This window comes from Arthrobacter sp. Hb9-2, from assembly GCF_059091165.1.
This window is the reverse complement of sequence record NZ_JBNHGJ010000013.1, coordinates 55,403-72,909: the sequence shown is the minus strand read 5'-3', so window position 1 is coordinate 72,909 and position 17,507 is coordinate 55,403. Positions and strand designations below refer to the sequence as shown.

Sequence of the window (17,507 nt, the reverse complement as noted above, 5' to 3'; positions counted from 1 at the left end):
GAATCCCATGCAACCCCAACGCTCCATCACTTGACGTCGGGTTTTCCGAAACGCTCCATCAGTTGATGTTGGTTCAACCCAAACCCTCCATCAGTCGAGGTGGCAGCACCCCTCGGGATGGTGAGGCGTACGACGGCGGCGGGCGCCGCCGTCGTACTGGCTGGCCCGCCTGTTGGCGGGAGTGGCGGCAGCCGCCCAAACCGGGGAAATGCATTGATTCTGGCCGCAAAGAGCGGTACGGTCGGCCGCACGAGCCGGTAAGAGACGTCGGGCAAAGGGGCGATCATGATGAAACTGGCCAGTGGATTGCGCCATGGGAAACCACGTTGACGCGCGTAAACGCGGACGCCAATTACAGGCGAGTGAGCATGCCCCGAAGGGAGCCCATCGTCTTTCATCCGTTCCACGCACGTTCCGTCCGGACATAGAGGGTCTTCGCGCGATCGCCGTTTTACTGGTGGTGCTGGACCACGCAGGCGTGCCGGGGCTGCAGGGAGGCTACATTGGTGTCGACGTCTTCTTCGTGGTCTCCGGCTTCCTCATCACCGGCCTCCTGCTCAAAGGCGCTGAGCGGGGCGGGCGGATCTCCCTCTTGGGGTTTTACGCCCGTCGGGCGCGGCGCATCCTGCCTGCCGCCACTCTTGTCCTCGCCGTCACAGTTGTCGCATCCTTCGCGCTGATCGGCGGTACGCGTGCTGCCCGAACCGCGGAAGACGGGCTATGGGCAGCGCTTTTCGCCAGCAATTTTCGCGAGATCTCGCAAGGGACGGACTACTGGGCCAGTTACCTTCCACCATCCCCGCTACAGCACTATTGGTCACTGGCCATTGAAGAGCAGTTCTACCTGTTTTGGCCAGCCGCAATGATTGCGGTCGCTGCGATCGGACGCAGAGTTCCGCTACGCACGCGACTGGCGTTTGTCCTCGCGGTCACTGTTGCCGTGTCCCTTGCGTGGTCGGTGTACCTGACGACGGAGAACGCGAGTGCGGCCTACTTCTCTCCCCTGACGAGGGCCTGGGAACTTGCGGCTGGCGCAATTCTTGCCGTGCTTACGCCGGCCATCATGCGGCTGCCGGTTGTCGTTGCTGCCCCTGCGAGTGTGTCTGGACTCATCGCGATTGCGGCAGCATCGCTCATGCTGGACGAGTACACGAGGTACCCGGGGTCCGCTGCTATTCTTCCGGTTGGCGGAACGGTTCTTGTGATAATCGGCGGGACAATCTCACCGAAGCGAGGAGCCGAAGTGCTCCTGCAGTGGGGACCTCTGCAGTGGCTTGGCAAGCTCTCCTATTCCCTGTACCTGTGGCACTGGCCCGTGCTGATCCTCGCCGCGGCATCGCTCGGGACTGAACTGACGATGACCACCAGGCTCGCCTTGGTCGGTGTGGCGCTGGCCTTGTCCGTCGTTACCTTCAAATATGTGGAATTTCCCGCACGGAACTCCAGTTGGCTCAAGGCCCGCCGGCCGTCCATCAGCGTGGCTTTCGGTGCCGCACTGGTGGCGCTATCACTGGGCCTCACCAGCATTCTGGTGTCGGTTTTGCCCAAGCCTTCCCCCACAGACAACTTCGACGATTTTCCAGTTGCCCGCGGCAGTGACCTGCCGACGGCTGACGAAGTGGCAAAGGCCGTGGCTGACGGCGTGAACGCTGCAGGGTGGACGCCGGAGCCGCCTGTTGGGAGGTTCCTTTTCAACCGACATGCCTGCGTAAGGGGCCTTGATGCCCCAACAGGGAAAATCCCATGCAGTTACGGTGACGCCAACGGTGGCGAGACAGTGGTGGTCTATGGCGATTCGCACGCCCAGATGTGGGAAAGTCCCCTCGGTGTGACAGCCACTGAACTTGGGCGGCGCTTCGAAGTCTTTACGATGTTCTCGTGTCCGCCAGCCGACTTTTCGGTCTACAACGCGAAGCGCAAGGGTGATTATCCCGAGTGCAAGGCATTCCGTGCTGACTCGCTGGCGAAGATTGCGGCACTCAACCCGAGCGTCGTCCTCATCTCGGGTCAGCGTCAAGGTACCTGGCTTGAGAAGGATGGGCGCCCTGACAAAGAAAACACGCAAGCCGCCTGGGCGCAGGGCCTCGCCTCGACCATCAAGTCGTTGAGCGCGATAAGTGATCGTGTGGTGGTAATCGGGGACATCGCGTACTCGGAAAAGAATCCCCAGGACTGCGTCACATCAAATTCCGACGACGTCCGTCGCTGCCACACTCCGCGAAGTTACGCGGTGGACACCGAACACAATGAGATGGAGAAGCGCGTCGCCGAGGCCGGTGGCGCGGTATACGTGGACGTTGTTCCCTGGTTGTGCGCGCAGTATCTCTGTCCCGCGGTTGTATCGGGATTTGCAACCCATGCGGATGCTCAGCACATCTCCACCAACTACGCCCTGTGGTTGCGCCGGTCTCTTGCTGAGGCGGCAGCCTTGCTTCCTTGACGCGGCGTCAGCACCGTCACGGTCGACCCTCCGGCAAAACAAGTACCCGGGTGGGAGTTGAATCTCAATATGAGTACTCAGTACTCGTGACCTGCTGCGGCGCCCCTCCTAGGCTGAACAGACGGGGATGAGGCCGGGCGCTCCGTTCTTGCCCAGAGTCCCCCACGCACCACGATGGGAGGACACCATGGCAAACAGCCCTCGCGACTCCCTCTTTCCCTGGATGGGCGGACACGGCAAGACGTCGCATCTTGTCCCTGAGGAGGAAACGTCACGCTCCGAAGCGATCAAGAAGCGTGCGGGGACCGGCGGCGCCGTCCTGATGGTCGTTTCCCTGGCGGTCGCCATTAGTACGCTCAGCGTCGCTGCAACTTCCCCGCGGACCCAAGCTGCTGAGGGCGGAGGAGGAGGCGGAGGAGGAGAGCCAGTGACCCAGGTAACTCGCTCTGCGCAGCCCACTACGGATACCCCTTCACCGGAGCCAACTTCTGATCCAAGTTCTCTGCAGCCGAGTGCCGAGGCCAGGCCTCCGGAAGCTACTGCCGAAACCGCCTCCCCGGAGCCGACCAAGGACGGCGGCTCTGATCCGGCTCCGAAACCCATGTCTGCGTCCTTCGACCAATCCCTGCCGGTGGGCGACCTGCCCGGCTGGAGGCAAGTCTTTGTGGAGGACTTCACGGACGGGGACGTGCCCCTTGGCGGTTTTCCCGGCATCTACGGTTCGAGATGGCACGAGACCTACAAGGACGGCACGCCGGACACCCATGCCCAGGGGCAGGAAAAGAACCAGAGAACGTCCGGCTACTACCCGTCAAAGGTCCTGAGTGTCCACAACGGTGTCCTGGACATGTTCCTGCACTCGGAAAACGGTGTCTCCATGGGTGCGGCACCCTCCCCGAGATTCGCAGGGGCCACCGTGCCGCCCTACAACAGCCAGCTTTACGGGCGCTACTCCGTGCGCTTCAAAGCCGACGCCCTCCCGGGTTACAAGGTAGCCTGGCTGCTCTGGCCCGTTAGCAAGCAGTGGCCGCAGGACGGCGAGATCGATTTCCCGGAAGGGGACCTCTCCACAGTCATCTACGCCGCCCTGCACGGCATCCGGGACGGCAGCCACCAATTCGATGTGTTTCGTCCCAACGTTCCCTTCACGGACTGGCATGTGGCAACCACCGAGTGGAGCCCGGGGCGCATCGAATTCTTCCTTGATGGCAAGTCCATCGGCGTTGCAAAGTCAATGGTCCCGAACAAGCCGATGCGCTACATCCTTCAGACCGAGTCGTGCCTGACCGGCTGCCCTGCACCCGAGACCAGCGGCCATGTTTACGTTGACTGGGTAGCGATTTGGGCGAGGAACTAGCCAAGTTTCGGGAGGCGCAGCAATTTTCCTTCGCTTCGGCCGGGCGGAGGCTACCCTACCTGGCCCAGCAGCAGCATGCCGCCACCTGTACCCGCACAGCCTCCCGGGAACTCCAAGGGCCAGTGGGTACAATCGACGCCTGGACGAACGAACACTGCTTTGCCGGAGGTACGGAGAAACAATGTCGGAATGGCTTGAAGTCGGCGCGGACAACTATGTGCTGGTCACCGAAGGATCGCTGCTGAACACCGGACTGATAGTCGGATCCGAGCGGGCCATGGTGATCGATACCGGCTGCGGCCCCCGGCAGGGGCGGGAGATCCTGGACGCGGTGTGGGAGAAGACCCAGTTGCCGCTCGTCGTCGTCAACACCCACGCCCACTACGACCATTTCTTCGGAAACGCCGTGTTCGCGGCACAGGGCGTCACCGAATTCTGGGCGCACCAGAACTGCGCCCGGGAGATCGATGAACGCGGGGACCTCCAGCGCCGCTTCGTGGGGACGCTGGAACCGGAGATGTCAGCCGGCGAGGGCCAGGACGTGGAGCTCGTGGTGCCCAATGCCATCGTGAAGGACCAGCCGGTGCTGGTGGACCTGGGCGGGTTGACCGCCACCCTGTTCCACCTGGGCCGTGGCCACACCGACGGCGACCTGCTGGTGGGCACGCCCACTACCCTGTATGTCGGCGACCTCGTGGAGCAGGGCGCCCATCCGTCCTTCGAGGACTCCTACCCGGAGGAATGGGCGGACGCGCTCCGGCACATCTCAGCGCTGCGCCACCGCTACGAGTTCCTGATCCCCGGGCACGGCAAGCCGTGCAGCGACCAGTTCGTGAAGACCATGGCGGACACCATGACGACGGCGGTACGCCAGGCCCAGCGTTCCATCCGCGAAGCCCCCTCCGACGCGACCAAGGCGATTCCCGTCCTGCCCTACGGGCCGGAGCAGTCGCGCTGGTTCATCAAGCGGCTGCAGGAGACCCGCCGGGAGCACCAGGCATACTGACGCGTACGACGGCGGCCGCGTGCCGCCGTCGTAAGCCTCCCGTTGCCCGGTGCGAACCTTCCGCCTGGTGGCTCAGGGATTCCCGGCCCACCCACCCTAGGATGTTCCCCATGAAGGTTGCCCGAGAGGCGTACTCCGCTGCCGTGGTGATAAACGCCGGCGCCCGCCTGGGAGCGGCGCCGGAGCTGGCGGTGGACAGGCTGCGAAGGGCGGGCCTGCCCGTCACATCCGTGCACCCTGTGCTGTCCGGCGCAGAGCTGGCCGGAACCCTGGACAGGGTGATGGCCGACGGGCACGACCTGGTGGTTGTTGGCGGCGGTGACGGGACGGTGTCCTACGCCGCCGGCCGGCTTGCAGGGACCGGAATCGTGCTCGGCGTCCTTCCACTGGGAACCGCCAACGATCTTGCCCGCACGCTCGAGATACCGAACGATCTAGCCGGGGCCTGCGCTGTCCTTGCGGACGGAAAGGTGGTGGACATCGACCTGGGGCGGGCGAACGGCCAGCCCTTCCTGAACGTTGCGTCGGTTGGCCTGTCGGTCGGTGTCACCGAGACCCTCAGCCCCCGCCTAAAGCGGTATCTCGGGCCGCTGGCTTATGGCGTTGCCGCCGTGCGCGCCTATGCCCGGCACAGGCCGTTCCGGGCCCGTCTCGAGTTCCCCGAGGGGGACCATGAAGCGCTGGAACTCGAAAACATGCTGCAGGTGGCAGTGGGCAACGGCCGCCACTACGGCGGCGGTAACACGGTCTCGCCGACGGCGGGGATTGATGACCACACCCTTGATATCTACGCCATCCCCGGGGCGCCGCTGCGGGAGCACGTGAGGATCGCGCGGCTACTGAAGGACGGCAGCTTCGTGGAACGCGACGGGGTTCATCACTTAACCAGCAGGCGTGTCCGGCTGATTACCGAGCCGCCCATGCCGGTAAACCTTGACGGCGAGATCGTCACTGCCACGCCCACCGATTTCACCATCGAGCGCAACGTGGTGCACGTTGTGGTGCCGGAGGGCAGTAGCAGTGCGCGGTTCGACGGCGGGGCTGATTGAAACTCTCATCAAGCGTTGACAGGAGACCCGCCGGGAGCATTGGCTGCATCCACCTGCGGGCTCAGGACTGCCGGCGAAGCAAGCCTGAGCTTTGCGGCTCGTTCAACGAGGATGGGGATGTAGTCCCGAACCCGGGACTCAGCAAAAAGGTTGTGTTCGTAGGCCACTACGTCCTCGATGACGGAGGTTGGCTGATCAGGGAAGCGCCGGGCCAGCCGGTCTACCACAGCCCTGAGCGCCCGGATTTCAGTTTCCCTGAGAACCATTACCACTACTCCTTCACCGAAGGGGAGCCAACCACCTGTACGTTCCAGAACCGGCGCATGGCTAAATCCTACGAACGTGGACAAGGGAAGAAAGGCAAATGCTGGAAGTCTGCGGATACCCGCAGACTTCCAGCCGGCTATGGCTTTGACAGGCTTTCGAGGACAACCGCTCCCACGGCCCCCTGCTGCGGCTTAGAGCCGGTGGCGATCCCGGCGCACGGCCCGGACGAGAAGGACGGCCGCGCCGGCTACGATCACCGCCCCGATACCCTGCAGACCCGGAGAGTCATCAGCGCCGCCGAGCACGAAGACGGCGACGCCCAGCGCCACGGCGAGGAGTGAGGCCAGCCACCTCACCGCTTCTCCGTCCCGTCGCCGGCACCATCGCTGGCACCATCGTCGGCTACCCACTCGAGCAGGTCGCCCGCCTGGCACTCCAGGACCCGGCACATCGCGTCCAGGGTGCTGAAGCGGATCGCCTTGGCCCGGCCGTTCTTCAGCACGGCCACGTTGGCCGGGGTGATGCCGACGCGCTCGGCGAACTCGCCCACGCTCATCTTGCGCTTGGCCAGTTCGACGTCGATGCGCACCACGATCGCCATCAGATCACCCCTTCCATGTCGGTCCGCAGTGCCGTGGCCTGCCGCAGCAGATCCCGCATCACCACAATCAGCAGGACCAGCACCGCAAAGATCAGCGTGATGCCGACCAACATGGCAGGTGTCCCGGGGTCACGCAGTTCGGGCGTGAAGTAGATGTACGCGATGAGGGAGCCGGCCAATGCCGCCAGCAGCAGCCATGCAGCGACGAACGTCCACATGATCACGTCCACCCACCGCAGGGAGGCCGGGGTGAAGATCCGGTCGTGCTGGACCAGGGTAAGCAGCCGCCAGATGCATACGATGACAACCTGCAGGCACAGCGCCTCCAATTCGGCGAACAACAGCAGCGGCCATCGCCAGGGATCCATTCCCGGCCCTTCCTCTGTTGTAAAGAGGAATTCGCCAGGGAACGACATGACCTGGGCCACCAACAGCCCAAGGAACACCAACACCAGCAGGACCCTAAGCGGGAGGACCAATCGACTCACAATACTCATGCCTCAAGAATCAATTGGTTTCTATCGAAAGTCAATATATGGCGGTCGCGCTGAGGCACTACGTGGTTCGGGTTTAGTAAAACGAGTAGGCGATACGCGGGCGCCGGCATGGGGGAATGCGTAGAGTCGGCGCATGACAGACGTAATCCGCAAGCACGGGCGCAGAAGAGGGCCAGGGCCAGCACAAGGGGGCGGCAAGCAGCTCGCCATCCTTGGCACCGTCCTGTTGATTGTCTTGGCTGTGGCCGCCTTCGCCCTGACACGCTAGGCCCCTGACGCGCTAGGCGCGCCTGGTCCCATTAGGCGGGCCATGGTTTTGGTGCCGGCCAGCATGGTCGGGATCCGACGGCGGCAGCACCGAATGCCGGCGTCGTTAGTCATGCCCATGGCCCAGTGAGCCCTGGTGGCAGCGGGGCTAATGCTGCTGGGCGGAATAGGGGTGATGACCCTGCTGCTGCGGCCTTTTATGTACGCACTGCAACTGCTGCCACTGGCGTCCTGGGCCGCGGCATGCAGGCTCTTTGGATTGGCCTGGATCGGGTTTGGGCTGGCGCTCGGTACCGGCATAGGCAATGCATGACCTGAGCCCCAGAGGGGCCGCTGGGCCCACTAGGGTCAGGCGGCCGGCTCAGGCGCTGCTGCCATCCTCTGGTTGCTGTACGCGGACGATTCCCTGTGCTCAGCACACTGGACATCAGCAACCAGGGAGCCGCCGACGTCGTCCTTTTGGTAGTGCGTGACGTGCTTGGTCTCCCTGCCGCACTTGCTGCAAAAAGCCTGGTGCTGTTTTGTCCACATGAATGAATAATACGGGCTTGGCGGTTTACCGGAAGTAGATGTGCCGGGATGTGTGGCTGTCCACATTGGAACTGCGGTTCCATCGGAATTTTTCGGCGTTAGACCCTTTACTACCAGGGTTCGGGTTACTAAAGTCAGTACTTGTCATAGTCCGGATGGGCGCTAGGGGGCGTCCGGGAAGGGGGAGTGCATCACCGCTGACCGATACCAGAAGACAAGTGACCACTACGTTGAAAGCCCCTCCTAGGAGGGGCTTTCCCTTGTCCTTCCAAGGTCCTGCGGATGTCAGCTGTTGCCGGTGTGCACGATGCTTTCACGGTCTTGTTCGCTTGCAGGGGCGTCTGCCAGGCCGGCGGGCGTGAGGTCGAGGTCCTCGATGCCCAGCGAGCGGGAATGTCCGTCATTGGACGCTGTGGTGTTGCTGGTGATGGTCATGCTCTGGTTTCCTTCGGTCTATCTTTTTCGGGTGGGAGCAAGGGTCAGAACTGCGCTGTGGTCCGTGTTTCCTGGGACACGGTGCACCAGCTGGTGCACAGGCCGTAAAAGGCATCCCGGCTGAGGATCGAGCCGGACCCGGGGTCCCGCTAGGTGGCTTCCGTGAGGAACTGATCAAACTGTGATTGCGCCATGGCGGCACTTCACAGCAGGGTGCAGCGGCCCGCCGTTGGGCTACAGCAGCCAGGCTTGATGCCCTGCACAGGACAACAAGCGAGCAGCCAGAATATCAGGGACCCCGGCTTCAGGGCTAAACAAGAGACCTTGGACGAGCTAGGAAACCACAAGGTGCGGCCGCAGGGTTCCCCCAATATCCACTCCGTACAGTCCAGGCATGACCATCACCACCACTCCACTGCACAAGGTGAATTGCCCCCAGCCCGGCGGCACGTCCCCCTTGATAAGCGCCGGAGGATCCACCCATCCGCTCATAGACCATGTTGTGCTGGAGAAGTTGCGCGAGGACCTTCATGAGTACGAGGTCTGGCGGGTATTTGTCCAAAACTTCATCACCGCCCTGCCTTCGAGGATAGAAAAGCTGCGGGTGGCGTTGACTACCGGGGATGCTGCTGAGGCCAGGGATGCGGTCCTCAGCCTCAAGACCGCGAGCCAGATGGTGGGCGCCGAACGCCTCGCGGCCCTCGCCCTCGACCTTGAGGCAGCCCAGCGGGAAGGTATCCGGATCGCTGATCCAGCCGTCGCCCTGCCCCGGCTCGCGGTGGACTACTTGTACCGGATCAAGCAACGGGCCAGTCAGACTTCCCACGCTCTCCAGACACACTTGGATACAGCCAGGCAGCCGCGGGACATCGTCGGCCAGTCCTGAGCGTCCGCTCACGCTGCGCCCCATCTGCCTCGGGGCAGGGCTGTTCCGCTCTGATACTGCTTGCCGCCAAGCTTCCGGTTCAGTCCACGAACCGGGTGGCGGGTGCGCCGCGCGGCATGTTCTTGAGGATGCCCTCGGCCACGTCCCGTACCTGCATGCTTCGCCGGGTGGACGCAGAGGCAAGCATGCTGAAGGCGTCCGGATAGGAACAGCGGTTCCGGCCCATGATCACGCCGCACGCCACGTCGATGGAGGTGCGGCTTTCCAGGACGGCTTTCAGGTTGTCCCCGGCTGCCCGCACGCTCCGCACGTCAAGGGCCAGCTTCAGGCTCTTTCCCGCCACGCCGGCGAACCAGGTGGCATGCCCCACCACCTCCGGCGCGAACGAAACGCCAGGCGGGGCGAAGAAGGCCAGGACGCAGGATATGCCGGCCTCCAGCCGGACCGGAACGGCGAGGACTTCGCCGTAGCCGGCGTCGAGGAACCGGCACCGGTAAGCCTGCCACCGCAGGGGAGTGCCGCCGTCGGCCGCCACCACCACGGGAATCCCTGAATCGACCACCTGGGCCCGCGGGCCGTCGTCGAAATCCTGTTCCGCTGCGGCGAGGGAAACGGCCCGGCCGTTGTTTGCTGCGCGAAGGGGAGCACGCTGTGCAGAGGCGAGCGTGGCGGCACAATCGATCTGAACCCCCACCGAGCCGGTGAGCGCAACAGCAGCAGTTTCGGCCAGCCTCCGCAGGGAGTCCACGTCCGTCTGTGTGTCCGTCACCAAATCCAGCAGGAACCCGGAGGGCTCCGGCCACGGCTCCAAGGCGGGGGAGCCCGCCATCGCCTGCTTCCCGCCGTCGGCCTTCAGCACCCTGCCGCTGGTGCCTGCCACATGAATCGTCACCGTGACCCCCCGTTCGCTCCGCCCCCGCACAGCATTGTCCGCGGTCTGCACCTTGAATCTACGGGCGGGCCCGAGGGGAGGGCACCAGTAGCCGGTACTCTAATTTCCGACGGTGGCGGCCGGGGACTACCTGTTTTGTTGCGTTTGCGTTTCCAGCCACTCAAGGAACGTCTGGCGTCCGACGGCGGCACCCGCCTTGGGAATCAGCTTGCCTTTGCGCATCGCTTTACCCATCGGGCCCGGAACATGCACCTGGATAATCCGTTTCCGCTTGCCCGTCTTCTTCAGGTAGGCGCTGACCAGGTCCACCAGCTGCTCGCCGCGGGGGCCACCGAGATCGGGCAGGCGTCCCTTTGGCCCTGCTTCCGCTGCGGTGACCAGGGCAGCTGCCACCTCCCGGGCGGCGACCGGCTGGGTGAACATCTTCGGCACCAGCACCAGCGGGCCGGCCGAGGCGGCTTTTACCGCCATCGGGACAAACTCGTGGAACTGCGTGGACCGCAGGAGGGACCAGGGAATGCCGCCGTGCCTGACTTCGTCCTCCTGCACCAGCTTCCCGGCGTAGAGGCCCGAGGTGGCCTTGTCGATTCCAACGATGGAGAGTGCCACGTGATGCCGCACGCCCGCCTTCTTCTCCGCCGCCAGCAGGTTCTGCGTGGCGTTGGTGAAGAAGTCAACTGCCTTCTTAGTGGACGTGGTCTGGATGCCGGAAACGTCGATGACTGCCTCCGTGCCCTGGAGCGCCTGGTCCAGGCCGCGGCCGTTTACCAGGTCCACGCCCTCCGAACGGCTCAGGCTGACAACGTTGTGCCCGCGCTCTTTCGCTATCTCCACCACGTGGCGCCCGACGGTACCGGTTCCCCCTGCAACGGCAATCTTCATGGAAGAAATCCTAATCCCGCAGCCCCTGACAAAGGGGTCATCGCGCAATTGTCAGTTTTTCGGAAGTGGGTGCCCTTGCCGATTAGGCCGGAGGGGTAGCCAGAGGGCTAAAGTAGTAAGTAACCTTATGAATGGGGTTTGCAGTTGCGGAATGCTTGGTTTGGCGACTCGGTTGGAGATGTGCGGCGTGGATGACGAGGTGGAGCGGCGGCTGGAGCTTGCTGCCACGATCGGTTTGGATCCCCGGAAACTACTGCCCGCCAATGCGGGCAAATCCCGGTGGTCCGAGTTCGAACTGGACGCCTACCTTCACGGGTCCATGGCCTGGCCCGAACCGCAACGCCGCCATCGTGCCGGTAACGGACACTCGCCGGGGCGGCGGCTGGCTCCCTCACCAGGCCTGACGGTGGAAAGATCCGGGCAGTACGCGGGGGACCAGGGGACACCCCGTGAGCAGTCGTTGTCGGCGCTGGGAGCTGCGGGCAAGTTTCTGCTTACGCCAGAACAGGCAGAGGGCGAACGCCTGAAATCCCTGCACGAGACGGCCCTGCTTCACAGCGGCGCGGAGGAAGCGTTTGACCGCATTGTGACTGCCACCAGGAAGTACTTTGATGTGGGTGCCGCATCATTGTCACTTATCGCCGAAGACGCCCAGTACTTCAAATCCGTCTTCGGGCCGCTACGAGAGGAAACTCCGAGGCAGATCGCACTCTGCGCGGCAACGGTGGAACAGAACTCGATGCTGATCATCAATGACACGCTCACCGACGACCGTTTCGCGTCCAATCCGCTGGTGGTGGGGGAGCCCCACATCCGCTTCTACGCCGGCTATCCCTTGCACGGGCCCCGCGGTTGGAATATCGGAACCCTGTGCATCATCGACCAGAAACCCCGCGCCTTCCCGCCATCGGACCAGCAGGTACTCCGGACACTCGCCGCAATCGCCCAGAGCCACATCGACGCGCGGACTTAGCGCCTGGCCGCTGTCTTGTGACAGCTGTTGGCTTTACCCGCGGACCTTCCTGACGCTCAACCTGCGCCGCCGCACGGGGGTCTGGCCAGTTACCGGGCGGAGCCGGCGCCAGGGCCGGTGCCGAAGGTTGGTGTCAGGATCGGCGGAAGGTGGAGCCGACGCGACCAGTGACGATCCACTCCTGCGGCGCCGCAACCTGAGGAGCAAGAACACCGCCAGGCCCAGCCAGGCGAAAGCCACACCCAGAATGAGGATCACCGCCGTGATCGTGTCCATGGCTAAGTTTAGGCGCGAGTCCCTCAGCGCTGTTTACTCGTTTCCGCGTCTGCTGACCACGTGGTTTCGGGGGAAACGAGTAGTAAGTACCTGTACTCAAACCCATGCTTTCTGCGGATTCGCGCTCCGATAGACAGCCGACACTGCCCAGACGACCACGAAATGAACCCAGCGCGGAAACTCCTGGTCCAGCAGCGCCCGGTCAGCGGGGGATGCGGCGTCCCCTGAACCGGCTTAGCAGCAGCAGGACGACAGCCACGACCACTAGCACCGGGGCCACCCCCAGGAGGAAGCCGAGCGTTTCGACGGCCAAGCCCACTATGAGGAGGACTACGGCGACGGCCAGAATAACCACGACTAACGCTTTCATCAGTCACACCCTTCGACCCTCCGCGATGGGTCAGGCCCTGGAGAAGTTGGTTTCCCCAGCGTACGCCGATTCCCTGGAATCAGCTCTCGCCCTCGTCTGACTTGAGCTCGTCTGACGTGAGGTAGATCGCTTGGCTGTAGCCGGCGCGGTGCCCGTTGCCGCCAAGGCCGTTGAGGGATTCGTTCAGCGCGTGCGCCAGCACATCGCGCTCAATGGGAGGAAGGCTCAGGGCACCGTGGACGTAGGCTTGGACTTCGGTCAGGCCTACTCTTCCCCCAAGTCCAAAATACTTCATCCAAATCTGGTCAAGGGTGAATGGTGCAGCCTCGAATGCTAACCGGAATCCTTGGCGCTGTTCGTCCTCGTCCCCAGGGAGGGCCATCCTTCACCCCCGGTCATGAATCAAGTCCCGGCGTGGACTCGAGGATTTCTTCCGCCACTTCCAGCATGGTCCGGTTCTCGTTCAGCGCCTTGGTCATGAGGTGCAGCATCGCGTGATGGCTGCCCATACCCAGGCTCGCCATGACGATCCCCTTGGCGGTGCTGATGGTATCGCGTTGCGCCAGAGTCGACTTGAGCTGATCGCTCAACATCTGGGCCCGCTCCCTAGCCTGTACGTTAACCAGGAAGATCGAGGCCTGGGCTGCGAACAACTCCAGCAGCCGGATCAGTCGGTGCGAGGCCGCCTTGGGTTTATCCCAGTAAATCTTGATTGCACCGAAGGCGAGGTCCCCGGAAAGCAAGGGAACGCTTACGCAGGACCGCAAGCCCAGATCGCCTGCTGCCGTGCCCCATTCAGGCCAGCGCAGGTCCGTACGCACGTCTGCGATGTCCACCGGGAATCCCGACGCCCACGCGCTTATGCAGGGACCCTGCCCGAGCTCATATTGAAGCGTATCGGCCTGTGCCACAACCGCGCTGGTTGAAGCTGCGCTGCTGCGGTTGCCGCTGGTATCCATCAGGGAGACGCCTGCTCCGGCGGCGTCATTCACCGCCAGGACTGCGGCCTCGGTGATGAGCTTCAGGGCGCTGGAGACGGTCTCCTCGGTCAGGAGTACGTTGGAAAACCGCGCAAAGACCGCAGCCAGCTCGTCAGCCAGCGGCAATTCAGTGTCCATAACCGGCTCCATTCCCAGCGTTTTTGGCCCTTGGTGGACCAACTGCTTCTTTCCTTCATCCCAGCACACATTGCCTTCACGTTCCACTCATTTGGTCACCTCATGTAGAGGTGCCGCGAACGGCGGCGGGGGCTGGCGGCCACTGCAGCTTCACCCTGGCCATCAGCCAGCCAGCCAGGCGCAGGTGCGCGGCCGGCAGGCGGGCGGGTGCTCCTGTTTTGACCTCCAGATGTGATCGGTGAGTCAGGCGGCGCCCCGTCGTTGGAGGAGAAGCCTCTCCAGGAGATAGGCAGTCTGATCCGCGGATTGCCTGATGCGTAGGAGGTAGGCTGCCGCGAGCCGGGGCAGGGCAACCTCGGGGTCGTCGTCGCGGGCGGCCGAACGCAGGGAATGTTCCACATCAAGCGCAAGGCCCGCCAGGTTTTCTGCTCCCACCATCTGGCTGGAGGTCTTGAGGCTGAGGACTGCGTTCCTGGCGCCGACAAGATCGGCGGTGGTGAGGGCCAGGCGGAGACTTTCCGTTCTGGCGGGCAGGTGCGCCACGAAGTCCTGGACAAAGACACTCCAGACGCCTTCGTCGTCGTCCAGCTCGGCACGCAACCTATCCAGAACTGAACTGTCCAGGAGTGGCAGGGTATGGCCCTCGTTCTGCGTCATCGCAGTCCTTCCGGCATGGAAATTACCACGCGGTCAAGGACTGGGCCGGAATCGGGCAGGGCCGCCCCAGCAGCAAGGGCTATGAAGCCCAGGAAAATCTGTTTATTGTCGGCCGGAAAATGACCGGGAGGCCCGGACGTCATGGGGGCCAATGACTTTTTGCGGAACCACGCTGTACCGCCGCCTCCGTCATTGGCCCCGGTCTGATGGTGCGCTTTTCGCACTCCGGGTTTAGTCCCCATAAGCCTGCCCCCTGCCAGCCGAACCACTGAAGCGAGTGTCGTCGCAGACACTTTTTCAGAACGCTACGGGGTGGGGAGAGGAAGGGCACGAGTAGTGGGTACTCACTTTTTTTAAAGTAGACACTCCAGGCGCTTCAGCCGGTACAACAACGTGCACGTCATGGGGAGGGGCTCGGCTTGGCGGTGCCGGCTTCTCGACACCGCCAAGCCCTGAGACTCTGTTTCCCCCAATAAAGGCTTTGGCATTGCTGGTCCCAGTCCCAGCTGCAACTTTGTTGCGCTTCAAGCCTTACACGGAATACTTTGACGTCTCTGGCTCAAGGACCCCGGCAGATAGGGTCAAGAGTGCCTCAAGGTTCCCGCAGATTCTGCACGGATCTGATGCCTCCCATGTCCCGGGGAGAACTATCCGGGCGGGGCACACATGCACTGTGCATCGGCCGCTGGGGGCCATCCGCTTGCCCCTAGGGATTCCCTAGGAACCAGCGGAAGACTGCTGCTATGGCATCGACTGCATTGCTCAAGGGCACGAAGTTTCTTGTTCCGGCGGTTTTGCTCGCCCTGGCAGGGGCCCTTGTTTTCAGCATCCTCACGGCCGCCCCGCGGACGCCTCCTGCCATGCTGGGTGCGTCAGCCAGCCTCGATGGAGGACTTGCACGCATCCACGGGGTTATCCCCCTCGAAGTGGACGGCTGGACGCCACCCGCACCTTCCGCGGCGCTCGCCAATCCACCGGGGAAAGAGCTCCACCGTGTCCGCATACTGGTGGAGCTGACTGCGATGGAGCGGGACGGCCTGTCCTTTGACCCGTCCCGGTATGCCGTCTCGTCCTTGGGCTCAGGAACCTGGAAGCCGGTCTGGTTTTCTCCAGCCCCTGCGACGGCGAGCCAGGGGGAAAGCATCAACGCCACACTCGTGTTTGAACTGCCGGACCGCGCGATAGATCTGACCCTGGAGCTGCCGGGAGGGCCAGGCCTGTCCCTCGGTGCGGGACACCACCGGGGCGGCAGATAGAAGTGGCCGTCCGATTCCCGGCAACAGATCCCGTTTCAATGTTTCTCCAAGCATTGGGGAATCCTTCAGGAAATCCACAAGCTGAGTACGGAACAGTCGAGGAATCCAGCAAAGGAGACCGACCATGACAATTTCACGCCGTCAGGTTCTGTTGATCGGGGGACTCGGAGTCCTCGGAGCAGGTGGCGCCTTGTTGCCCACGGGATCGGTGGAGGCCAAGTCGGCCAGCCGTCTGAGCGACAGGGAGATGCCGCGGCCGTTCCAGGCACCTTTTGTCCAGGCTCCTATCCTCGAGCCGTATTCCACAGGCATTGATCCGGCGGACGGTTTGCCCGTGAACTACTACCGGGTGACGGAAAAGGCCGCTACCGCCAATATCCTGCCTCGCCTGACCACGCCGATTCTCGGTTATAACGGATTGTTCCCCGGGCCCACCATCAGCCTCGAGCAGGGCACAAAAGCCGTACTAAGGGTCCGCAACCAGCTCCCGGCGCAGCATGCCCTGGACGGTCACGCCCTGTCCACCTCAACCCACCTGCACGGGTCCGCGTCACTGCCGCAATATGACGGTTACGCAAGCGACATCACGCACCCGGGGTTCTACAAGGACTATCGCTTCCCCAACTTCCAGCCGGCCCGCACATTGTGGTACCACGACCACGGCGTCCACTTCACCGCCCTGAACGCCTATTCCGGCCTCGCAGCGCAGTACCACATGCACGATCCCATCGAGCGGCAGCTGCTTCCGCAGGGACGCTACGACGTTGCGCTGACCGTCAGCGATGCAATGTTTGCCGAAAACGGGTCCCTGGGCTACGACGACAACAGCCACTCCGGCCTGTGGGGTGACGTGATCCTGGTCAACGGAAAGCCTTGGCCGGTCATGAAGGTGCAGAAGCGCGTATACCGCTTCCGGATCCTGAACTGCTCCATCTCCCGCTCCCTGCGGCCGGCGCTCAGCACCGGGGATCCCTTGGTGGTGGTGGCCACGGACGGCGGCCTGATGCCGGCCGCCCAAAGCGTGGCGAACTACCGCCACGCCGGGGCGGAGCGGTATGAAGTCCTGATCGATTTCCGGAAGTACAGGACGGGGCAGCGGATTGAACTCCGGAACCTGTCCAACAAAAACAACGTGGACTACGACTTCACCAATAAGATCATGGCGTTTGATGTGACGGACGAACCGGTGGACACCTCAGACCCCACTTGGAACCGGATCCCGACCACCCTGACCGGCAGCGAAACGATGTCGCTGACCGCGGCGCAATCCGTAAAAACACGCAGGTTCCGGGTCAAACGCAACGACACCACCAATCTTTGGACCATCAACGAGGACAGTTGGCAGGACGTCATTGCCAGCGGTTACAAGAAAGTGGTTGCCGATCCCGCGCTCAACTCGGTGGAAATCTGGGAATTCGAGAACCGGTCGGGCGGCTGGTTCCACCCGCTGCACATCCACCTGGTGGATTTCCAGATCATCAGCCGCAACGGAAGGGCGCCCTTTCCCTACGAGCGGGGCCCGAAGGACGTGGTGTACATAGGTGAAGACGAGACTGTCAGGCTCCTGATGAAGTTCACCCCCCACAAGGGTGTTTACATGATGCACTGCCACAACCTGCCGCACGAAGACCACGACATGATGGTCCAATTCCGGGTGGGCCTCCGGGAGACCGACGTGGACAACAACGATCCCATGACAGCGGCCAAAGCTGAATGGGACGACGACGATTGAGCACGGCACAAGTAA

23 protein-coding genes are annotated in these 17,507 nt (G+C 63.1%); 10 read left to right on the top strand and 13 right to left on the bottom strand.

The annotated features are described in order from the left end of the window. Positions 1-313 precede the first annotated feature (313 nt). The 4 genes from AC5RV1_RS09635 to AC5RV1_RS09620 all read left to right on the top strand — a co-directional run bounded on the left by AC5RV1_RS09635 (position 314) and on the right by AC5RV1_RS09620 (position 5,852). Complete coding sequence (locus AC5RV1_RS09635) at positions 314-2,440, top strand: acyltransferase family protein (protein ID WP_493994363.1); 2,127 nt, start codon at positions 314-316, stop codon at positions 2,438-2,440. A gap of 187 nt (positions 2,441-2,627) precedes the next feature. Beyond that, the gene (locus tag AC5RV1_RS09630) at positions 2,628-3,797 is read left to right on the top strand and encodes a glycoside hydrolase family 16 protein (protein WP_493946960.1); all 1,170 of its coding nucleotides are present in this window, start codon (positions 2,628-2,630) and stop codon (positions 3,795-3,797) included. Between the two features lie 181 nt (positions 3,798-3,978). Next, complete coding sequence (locus AC5RV1_RS09625) at positions 3,979-4,803, top strand: MBL fold metallo-hydrolase (protein WP_493994362.1); 825 nt, start codon at positions 3,979-3,981, stop codon at positions 4,801-4,803. Positions 4,804-4,913: 110 nt separating this feature from the next. After that, positions 4,914-5,852, top strand: a complete 939-nt coding sequence (locus AC5RV1_RS09620; protein WP_493994361.1) for a lipid kinase — start codon at positions 4,914-4,916, stop codon at positions 5,850-5,852. A gap of 8 nt (positions 5,853-5,860) precedes the next feature. On the opposite strand, the gene AC5RV1_RS09615 is transcribed toward AC5RV1_RS09620, so the two are convergent. The 4 genes from AC5RV1_RS09615 to AC5RV1_RS09600 form a co-directional block, all read right to left on the bottom strand. Then, positions 5,861-6,118, bottom strand: coding sequence for a three-helix bundle dimerization domain-containing protein (locus tag AC5RV1_RS09615; protein WP_493994360.1), 258 nt, complete (start codon positions 6,116-6,118; stop codon positions 5,861-5,863). 192 nt (positions 6,119-6,310) lie between these two features. Further along, positions 6,311-6,475 (bottom strand): hypothetical protein, encoded by a 165-nt coding sequence (locus tag AC5RV1_RS09610; RefSeq protein ID WP_493946957.1) that lies wholly within the window; start codon positions 6,473-6,475, stop codon positions 6,311-6,313. Continuing rightward, positions 6,472-6,720 (bottom strand): helix-turn-helix domain-containing protein, encoded by a 249-nt coding sequence (locus AC5RV1_RS09605; protein ID WP_493994359.1) that lies wholly within the window; start codon positions 6,718-6,720, stop codon positions 6,472-6,474. The genes AC5RV1_RS09610 and AC5RV1_RS09605 overlap by 4 nt, the downstream gene beginning before the upstream one ends. After that, positions 6,720-7,217, bottom strand: a complete 498-nt coding sequence (locus tag AC5RV1_RS09600) for a DUF2975 domain-containing protein (RefSeq protein ID WP_493994358.1) — start codon at positions 7,215-7,217, stop codon at positions 6,720-6,722. Before AC5RV1_RS09600 ends, AC5RV1_RS09605 begins: the two co-directional genes overlap by 1 nt. A gap of 133 nt (positions 7,218-7,350) precedes the next feature. Between AC5RV1_RS09600 and AC5RV1_RS09595 the strand changes: the two genes are divergently transcribed. Both AC5RV1_RS09595 and AC5RV1_RS09590 read left to right on the top strand, forming a co-directional pair. Continuing rightward, a complete protein-coding gene (locus AC5RV1_RS09595; protein WP_493994357.1) occupies positions 7,351-7,485 on the top strand; it encodes a hypothetical protein in 135 nt (44 codons plus the stop codon). 135 nt (positions 7,486-7,620) lie between these two features. Beyond that, positions 7,621-7,797, top strand: a complete 177-nt coding sequence (locus tag AC5RV1_RS09590) for a hypothetical protein (RefSeq protein ID WP_493994356.1) — start codon at positions 7,621-7,623, stop codon at positions 7,795-7,797. Between the two features lie 35 nt (positions 7,798-7,832). Here the strand turns inward: AC5RV1_RS09590 and AC5RV1_RS09585 are convergent, their stop codons facing one another. Together AC5RV1_RS09585 and AC5RV1_RS09580 are read right to left on the bottom strand one after the other, a co-directional pair. Continuing rightward, complete coding sequence (locus AC5RV1_RS09585) at positions 7,833-8,015, bottom strand: hypothetical protein (protein WP_493946953.1); 183 nt, start codon at positions 8,013-8,015, stop codon at positions 7,833-7,835. A 285-nt stretch (positions 8,016-8,300) separates the two neighbouring features. Beyond that, positions 8,301-8,450 (bottom strand): hypothetical protein, encoded by a 150-nt coding sequence (locus tag AC5RV1_RS09580; protein ID WP_493946951.1) that lies wholly within the window; start codon positions 8,448-8,450, stop codon positions 8,301-8,303. Between the two features lie 394 nt (positions 8,451-8,844). On the opposite strand from AC5RV1_RS09580, the gene AC5RV1_RS09575 reads away from it, so the two are divergent. Further along, on the top strand, positions 8,845-9,336 hold the full coding sequence (locus AC5RV1_RS09575) for an Hpt domain-containing protein (RefSeq protein WP_493946950.1): 492 nt from the start codon (positions 8,845-8,847) through the stop codon (positions 9,334-9,336). Between the two features lie 79 nt (positions 9,337-9,415). Here AC5RV1_RS09575 and AC5RV1_RS09570 read toward each other — a convergent pair whose 3' ends face one another. Both AC5RV1_RS09570 and AC5RV1_RS09565 read right to left on the bottom strand, forming a co-directional pair. Further along, positions 9,416-10,228 carry a GAF and ANTAR domain-containing protein gene (locus AC5RV1_RS09570; RefSeq protein WP_493994355.1) on the bottom strand — a complete coding sequence of 271 codons (813 nt, stop codon included), beginning with the start codon at positions 10,226-10,228 and terminating at the stop codon, positions 9,416-9,418. A gap of 126 nt (positions 10,229-10,354) precedes the next feature. Then, entirely contained in the window at positions 10,355-11,110 is a 756-nt protein-coding gene (locus AC5RV1_RS09565) for an SDR family oxidoreductase (RefSeq protein WP_493994354.1), read from the bottom strand. A 160-nt stretch (positions 11,111-11,270) separates the two neighbouring features. Between AC5RV1_RS09565 and AC5RV1_RS09560 the strand changes: the two genes are divergently transcribed. Continuing rightward, positions 11,271-12,083, top strand: a complete 813-nt coding sequence (locus AC5RV1_RS09560) for a GAF domain-containing protein (RefSeq protein WP_493994353.1) — start codon at positions 11,271-11,273, stop codon at positions 12,081-12,083. 33 nt (positions 12,084-12,116) lie between these two features. Here AC5RV1_RS09560 and AC5RV1_RS09555 read toward each other — a convergent pair whose 3' ends face one another. From AC5RV1_RS09555 to AC5RV1_RS09535, 5 genes are all read right to left on the bottom strand, one after another. Next, a complete protein-coding gene (locus tag AC5RV1_RS09555; RefSeq protein ID WP_493994352.1) occupies positions 12,117-12,359 on the bottom strand; it encodes a hypothetical protein in 243 nt (80 codons plus the stop codon). 202 nt (positions 12,360-12,561) lie between these two features. Further along, positions 12,562-12,729: a hypothetical protein gene (locus AC5RV1_RS09550; protein WP_493994351.1), complete on the bottom strand. Its 168-nt coding sequence runs from the start codon at positions 12,727-12,729 to the stop codon at positions 12,562-12,564. Positions 12,730-12,808: 79 nt separating this feature from the next. After that, positions 12,809-13,024: a hypothetical protein gene (locus AC5RV1_RS09545; protein ID WP_493994350.1), complete on the bottom strand. Its 216-nt coding sequence runs from the start codon at positions 13,022-13,024 to the stop codon at positions 12,809-12,811. Between the two features lie 100 nt (positions 13,025-13,124). After that, on the bottom strand, positions 13,125-13,847 hold the full coding sequence (locus tag AC5RV1_RS09540; protein ID WP_493994349.1) for a GAF domain-containing protein: 723 nt from the start codon (positions 13,845-13,847) through the stop codon (positions 13,125-13,127). Positions 13,848-14,090: 243 nt separating this feature from the next. Beyond that, positions 14,091-14,504, bottom strand: a complete 414-nt coding sequence (locus AC5RV1_RS09535; RefSeq protein ID WP_493994348.1) for an Hpt domain-containing protein — start codon at positions 14,502-14,504, stop codon at positions 14,091-14,093. A 743-nt stretch (positions 14,505-15,247) separates the two neighbouring features. Here AC5RV1_RS09535 and AC5RV1_RS09530 point away from each other — a divergent pair. After that, on the top strand, positions 15,248-15,760 hold the full coding sequence (locus tag AC5RV1_RS09530; RefSeq protein ID WP_493994347.1) for a hypothetical protein: 513 nt from the start codon (positions 15,248-15,250) through the stop codon (positions 15,758-15,760). Positions 15,761-15,884: 124 nt separating this feature from the next. After that, positions 15,885-17,492 (top strand): multicopper oxidase family protein, encoded by a 1,608-nt coding sequence (locus AC5RV1_RS09525; RefSeq protein WP_493994346.1) that lies wholly within the window; start codon positions 15,885-15,887, stop codon positions 17,490-17,492. Positions 17,493-17,507 lie beyond the last annotated feature (15 nt).

Excerpts from the sequence above, each read along its gene's own strand:
- AC5RV1_RS09620 (WP_493994361.1), top strand. The coding sequence starts at position 4,914 with ATGAAGGTTGCCCGAGAGGCGTACTCCGCTGCCGTGGTGATAAACGCC.
- AC5RV1_RS09540 (WP_493994349.1), bottom strand. The coding sequence starts at position 13,847 with ATGGACACTGAATTGCCGCTGGCTGACGAGCTGGCTGCGGTCTTTGCG.
- AC5RV1_RS09630 (WP_493946960.1), top strand. The coding sequence starts at position 2,628 with ATGGCAAACAGCCCTCGCGACTCCCTCTTTCCCTGGATGGGCGGACAC.
- AC5RV1_RS09535 (WP_493994348.1), bottom strand. The coding sequence starts at position 14,504 with ATGACGCAGAACGAGGGCCATACCCTGCCACTCCTGGACAGTTCAGTT.
- AC5RV1_RS09595 (WP_493994357.1), top strand. The coding sequence starts at position 7,351 with ATGACAGACGTAATCCGCAAGCACGGGCGCAGAAGAGGGCCAGGGCCA.
- AC5RV1_RS09555 (WP_493994352.1), bottom strand. The coding sequence starts at position 12,359 with ATGGACACGATCACGGCGGTGATCCTCATTCTGGGTGTGGCTTTCGCC.
- AC5RV1_RS09545 (WP_493994350.1), bottom strand. The coding sequence starts at position 13,024 with ATGAAGTATTTTGGACTTGGGGGAAGAGTAGGCCTGACCGAAGTCCAA.
- AC5RV1_RS09550 (WP_493994351.1), bottom strand. The coding sequence starts at position 12,729 with ATGAAAGCGTTAGTCGTGGTTATTCTGGCCGTCGCCGTAGTCCTCCTC.
- AC5RV1_RS09605 (WP_493994359.1), bottom strand. The coding sequence starts at position 6,720 with ATGGCGATCGTGGTGCGCATCGACGTCGAACTGGCCAAGCGCAAGATG.
- AC5RV1_RS09585 (WP_493946953.1), bottom strand. The coding sequence starts at position 8,015 with ATGTGGACAAAACAGCACCAGGCTTTTTGCAGCAAGTGCGGCAGGGAG.
- AC5RV1_RS09565 (WP_493994354.1), bottom strand. The coding sequence starts at position 11,110 with ATGAAGATTGCCGTTGCAGGGGGAACCGGTACCGTCGGGCGCCACGTG.
- AC5RV1_RS09625 (WP_493994362.1), top strand. The coding sequence starts at position 3,979 with ATGTCGGAATGGCTTGAAGTCGGCGCGGACAACTATGTGCTGGTCACC.
- AC5RV1_RS09615 (WP_493994360.1), bottom strand. The coding sequence starts at position 6,118 with ATGGTTCTCAGGGAAACTGAAATCCGGGCGCTCAGGGCTGTGGTAGAC.
- AC5RV1_RS09580 (WP_493946951.1), bottom strand. The coding sequence starts at position 8,450 with ATGACCATCACCAGCAACACCACAGCGTCCAATGACGGACATTCCCGC.
- AC5RV1_RS09530 (WP_493994347.1), top strand. The coding sequence starts at position 15,248 with ATGGCATCGACTGCATTGCTCAAGGGCACGAAGTTTCTTGTTCCGGCG.
- AC5RV1_RS09635 (WP_493994363.1), top strand. The coding sequence starts at position 314 with ATGGGAAACCACGTTGACGCGCGTAAACGCGGACGCCAATTACAGGCG.
- AC5RV1_RS09525 (WP_493994346.1), top strand. The coding sequence starts at position 15,885 with ATGACAATTTCACGCCGTCAGGTTCTGTTGATCGGGGGACTCGGAGTC.
- AC5RV1_RS09575 (WP_493946950.1), top strand. The coding sequence starts at position 8,845 with ATGACCATCACCACCACTCCACTGCACAAGGTGAATTGCCCCCAGCCC.
- AC5RV1_RS09600 (WP_493994358.1), bottom strand. The coding sequence starts at position 7,217 with ATGAGTATTGTGAGTCGATTGGTCCTCCCGCTTAGGGTCCTGCTGGTG.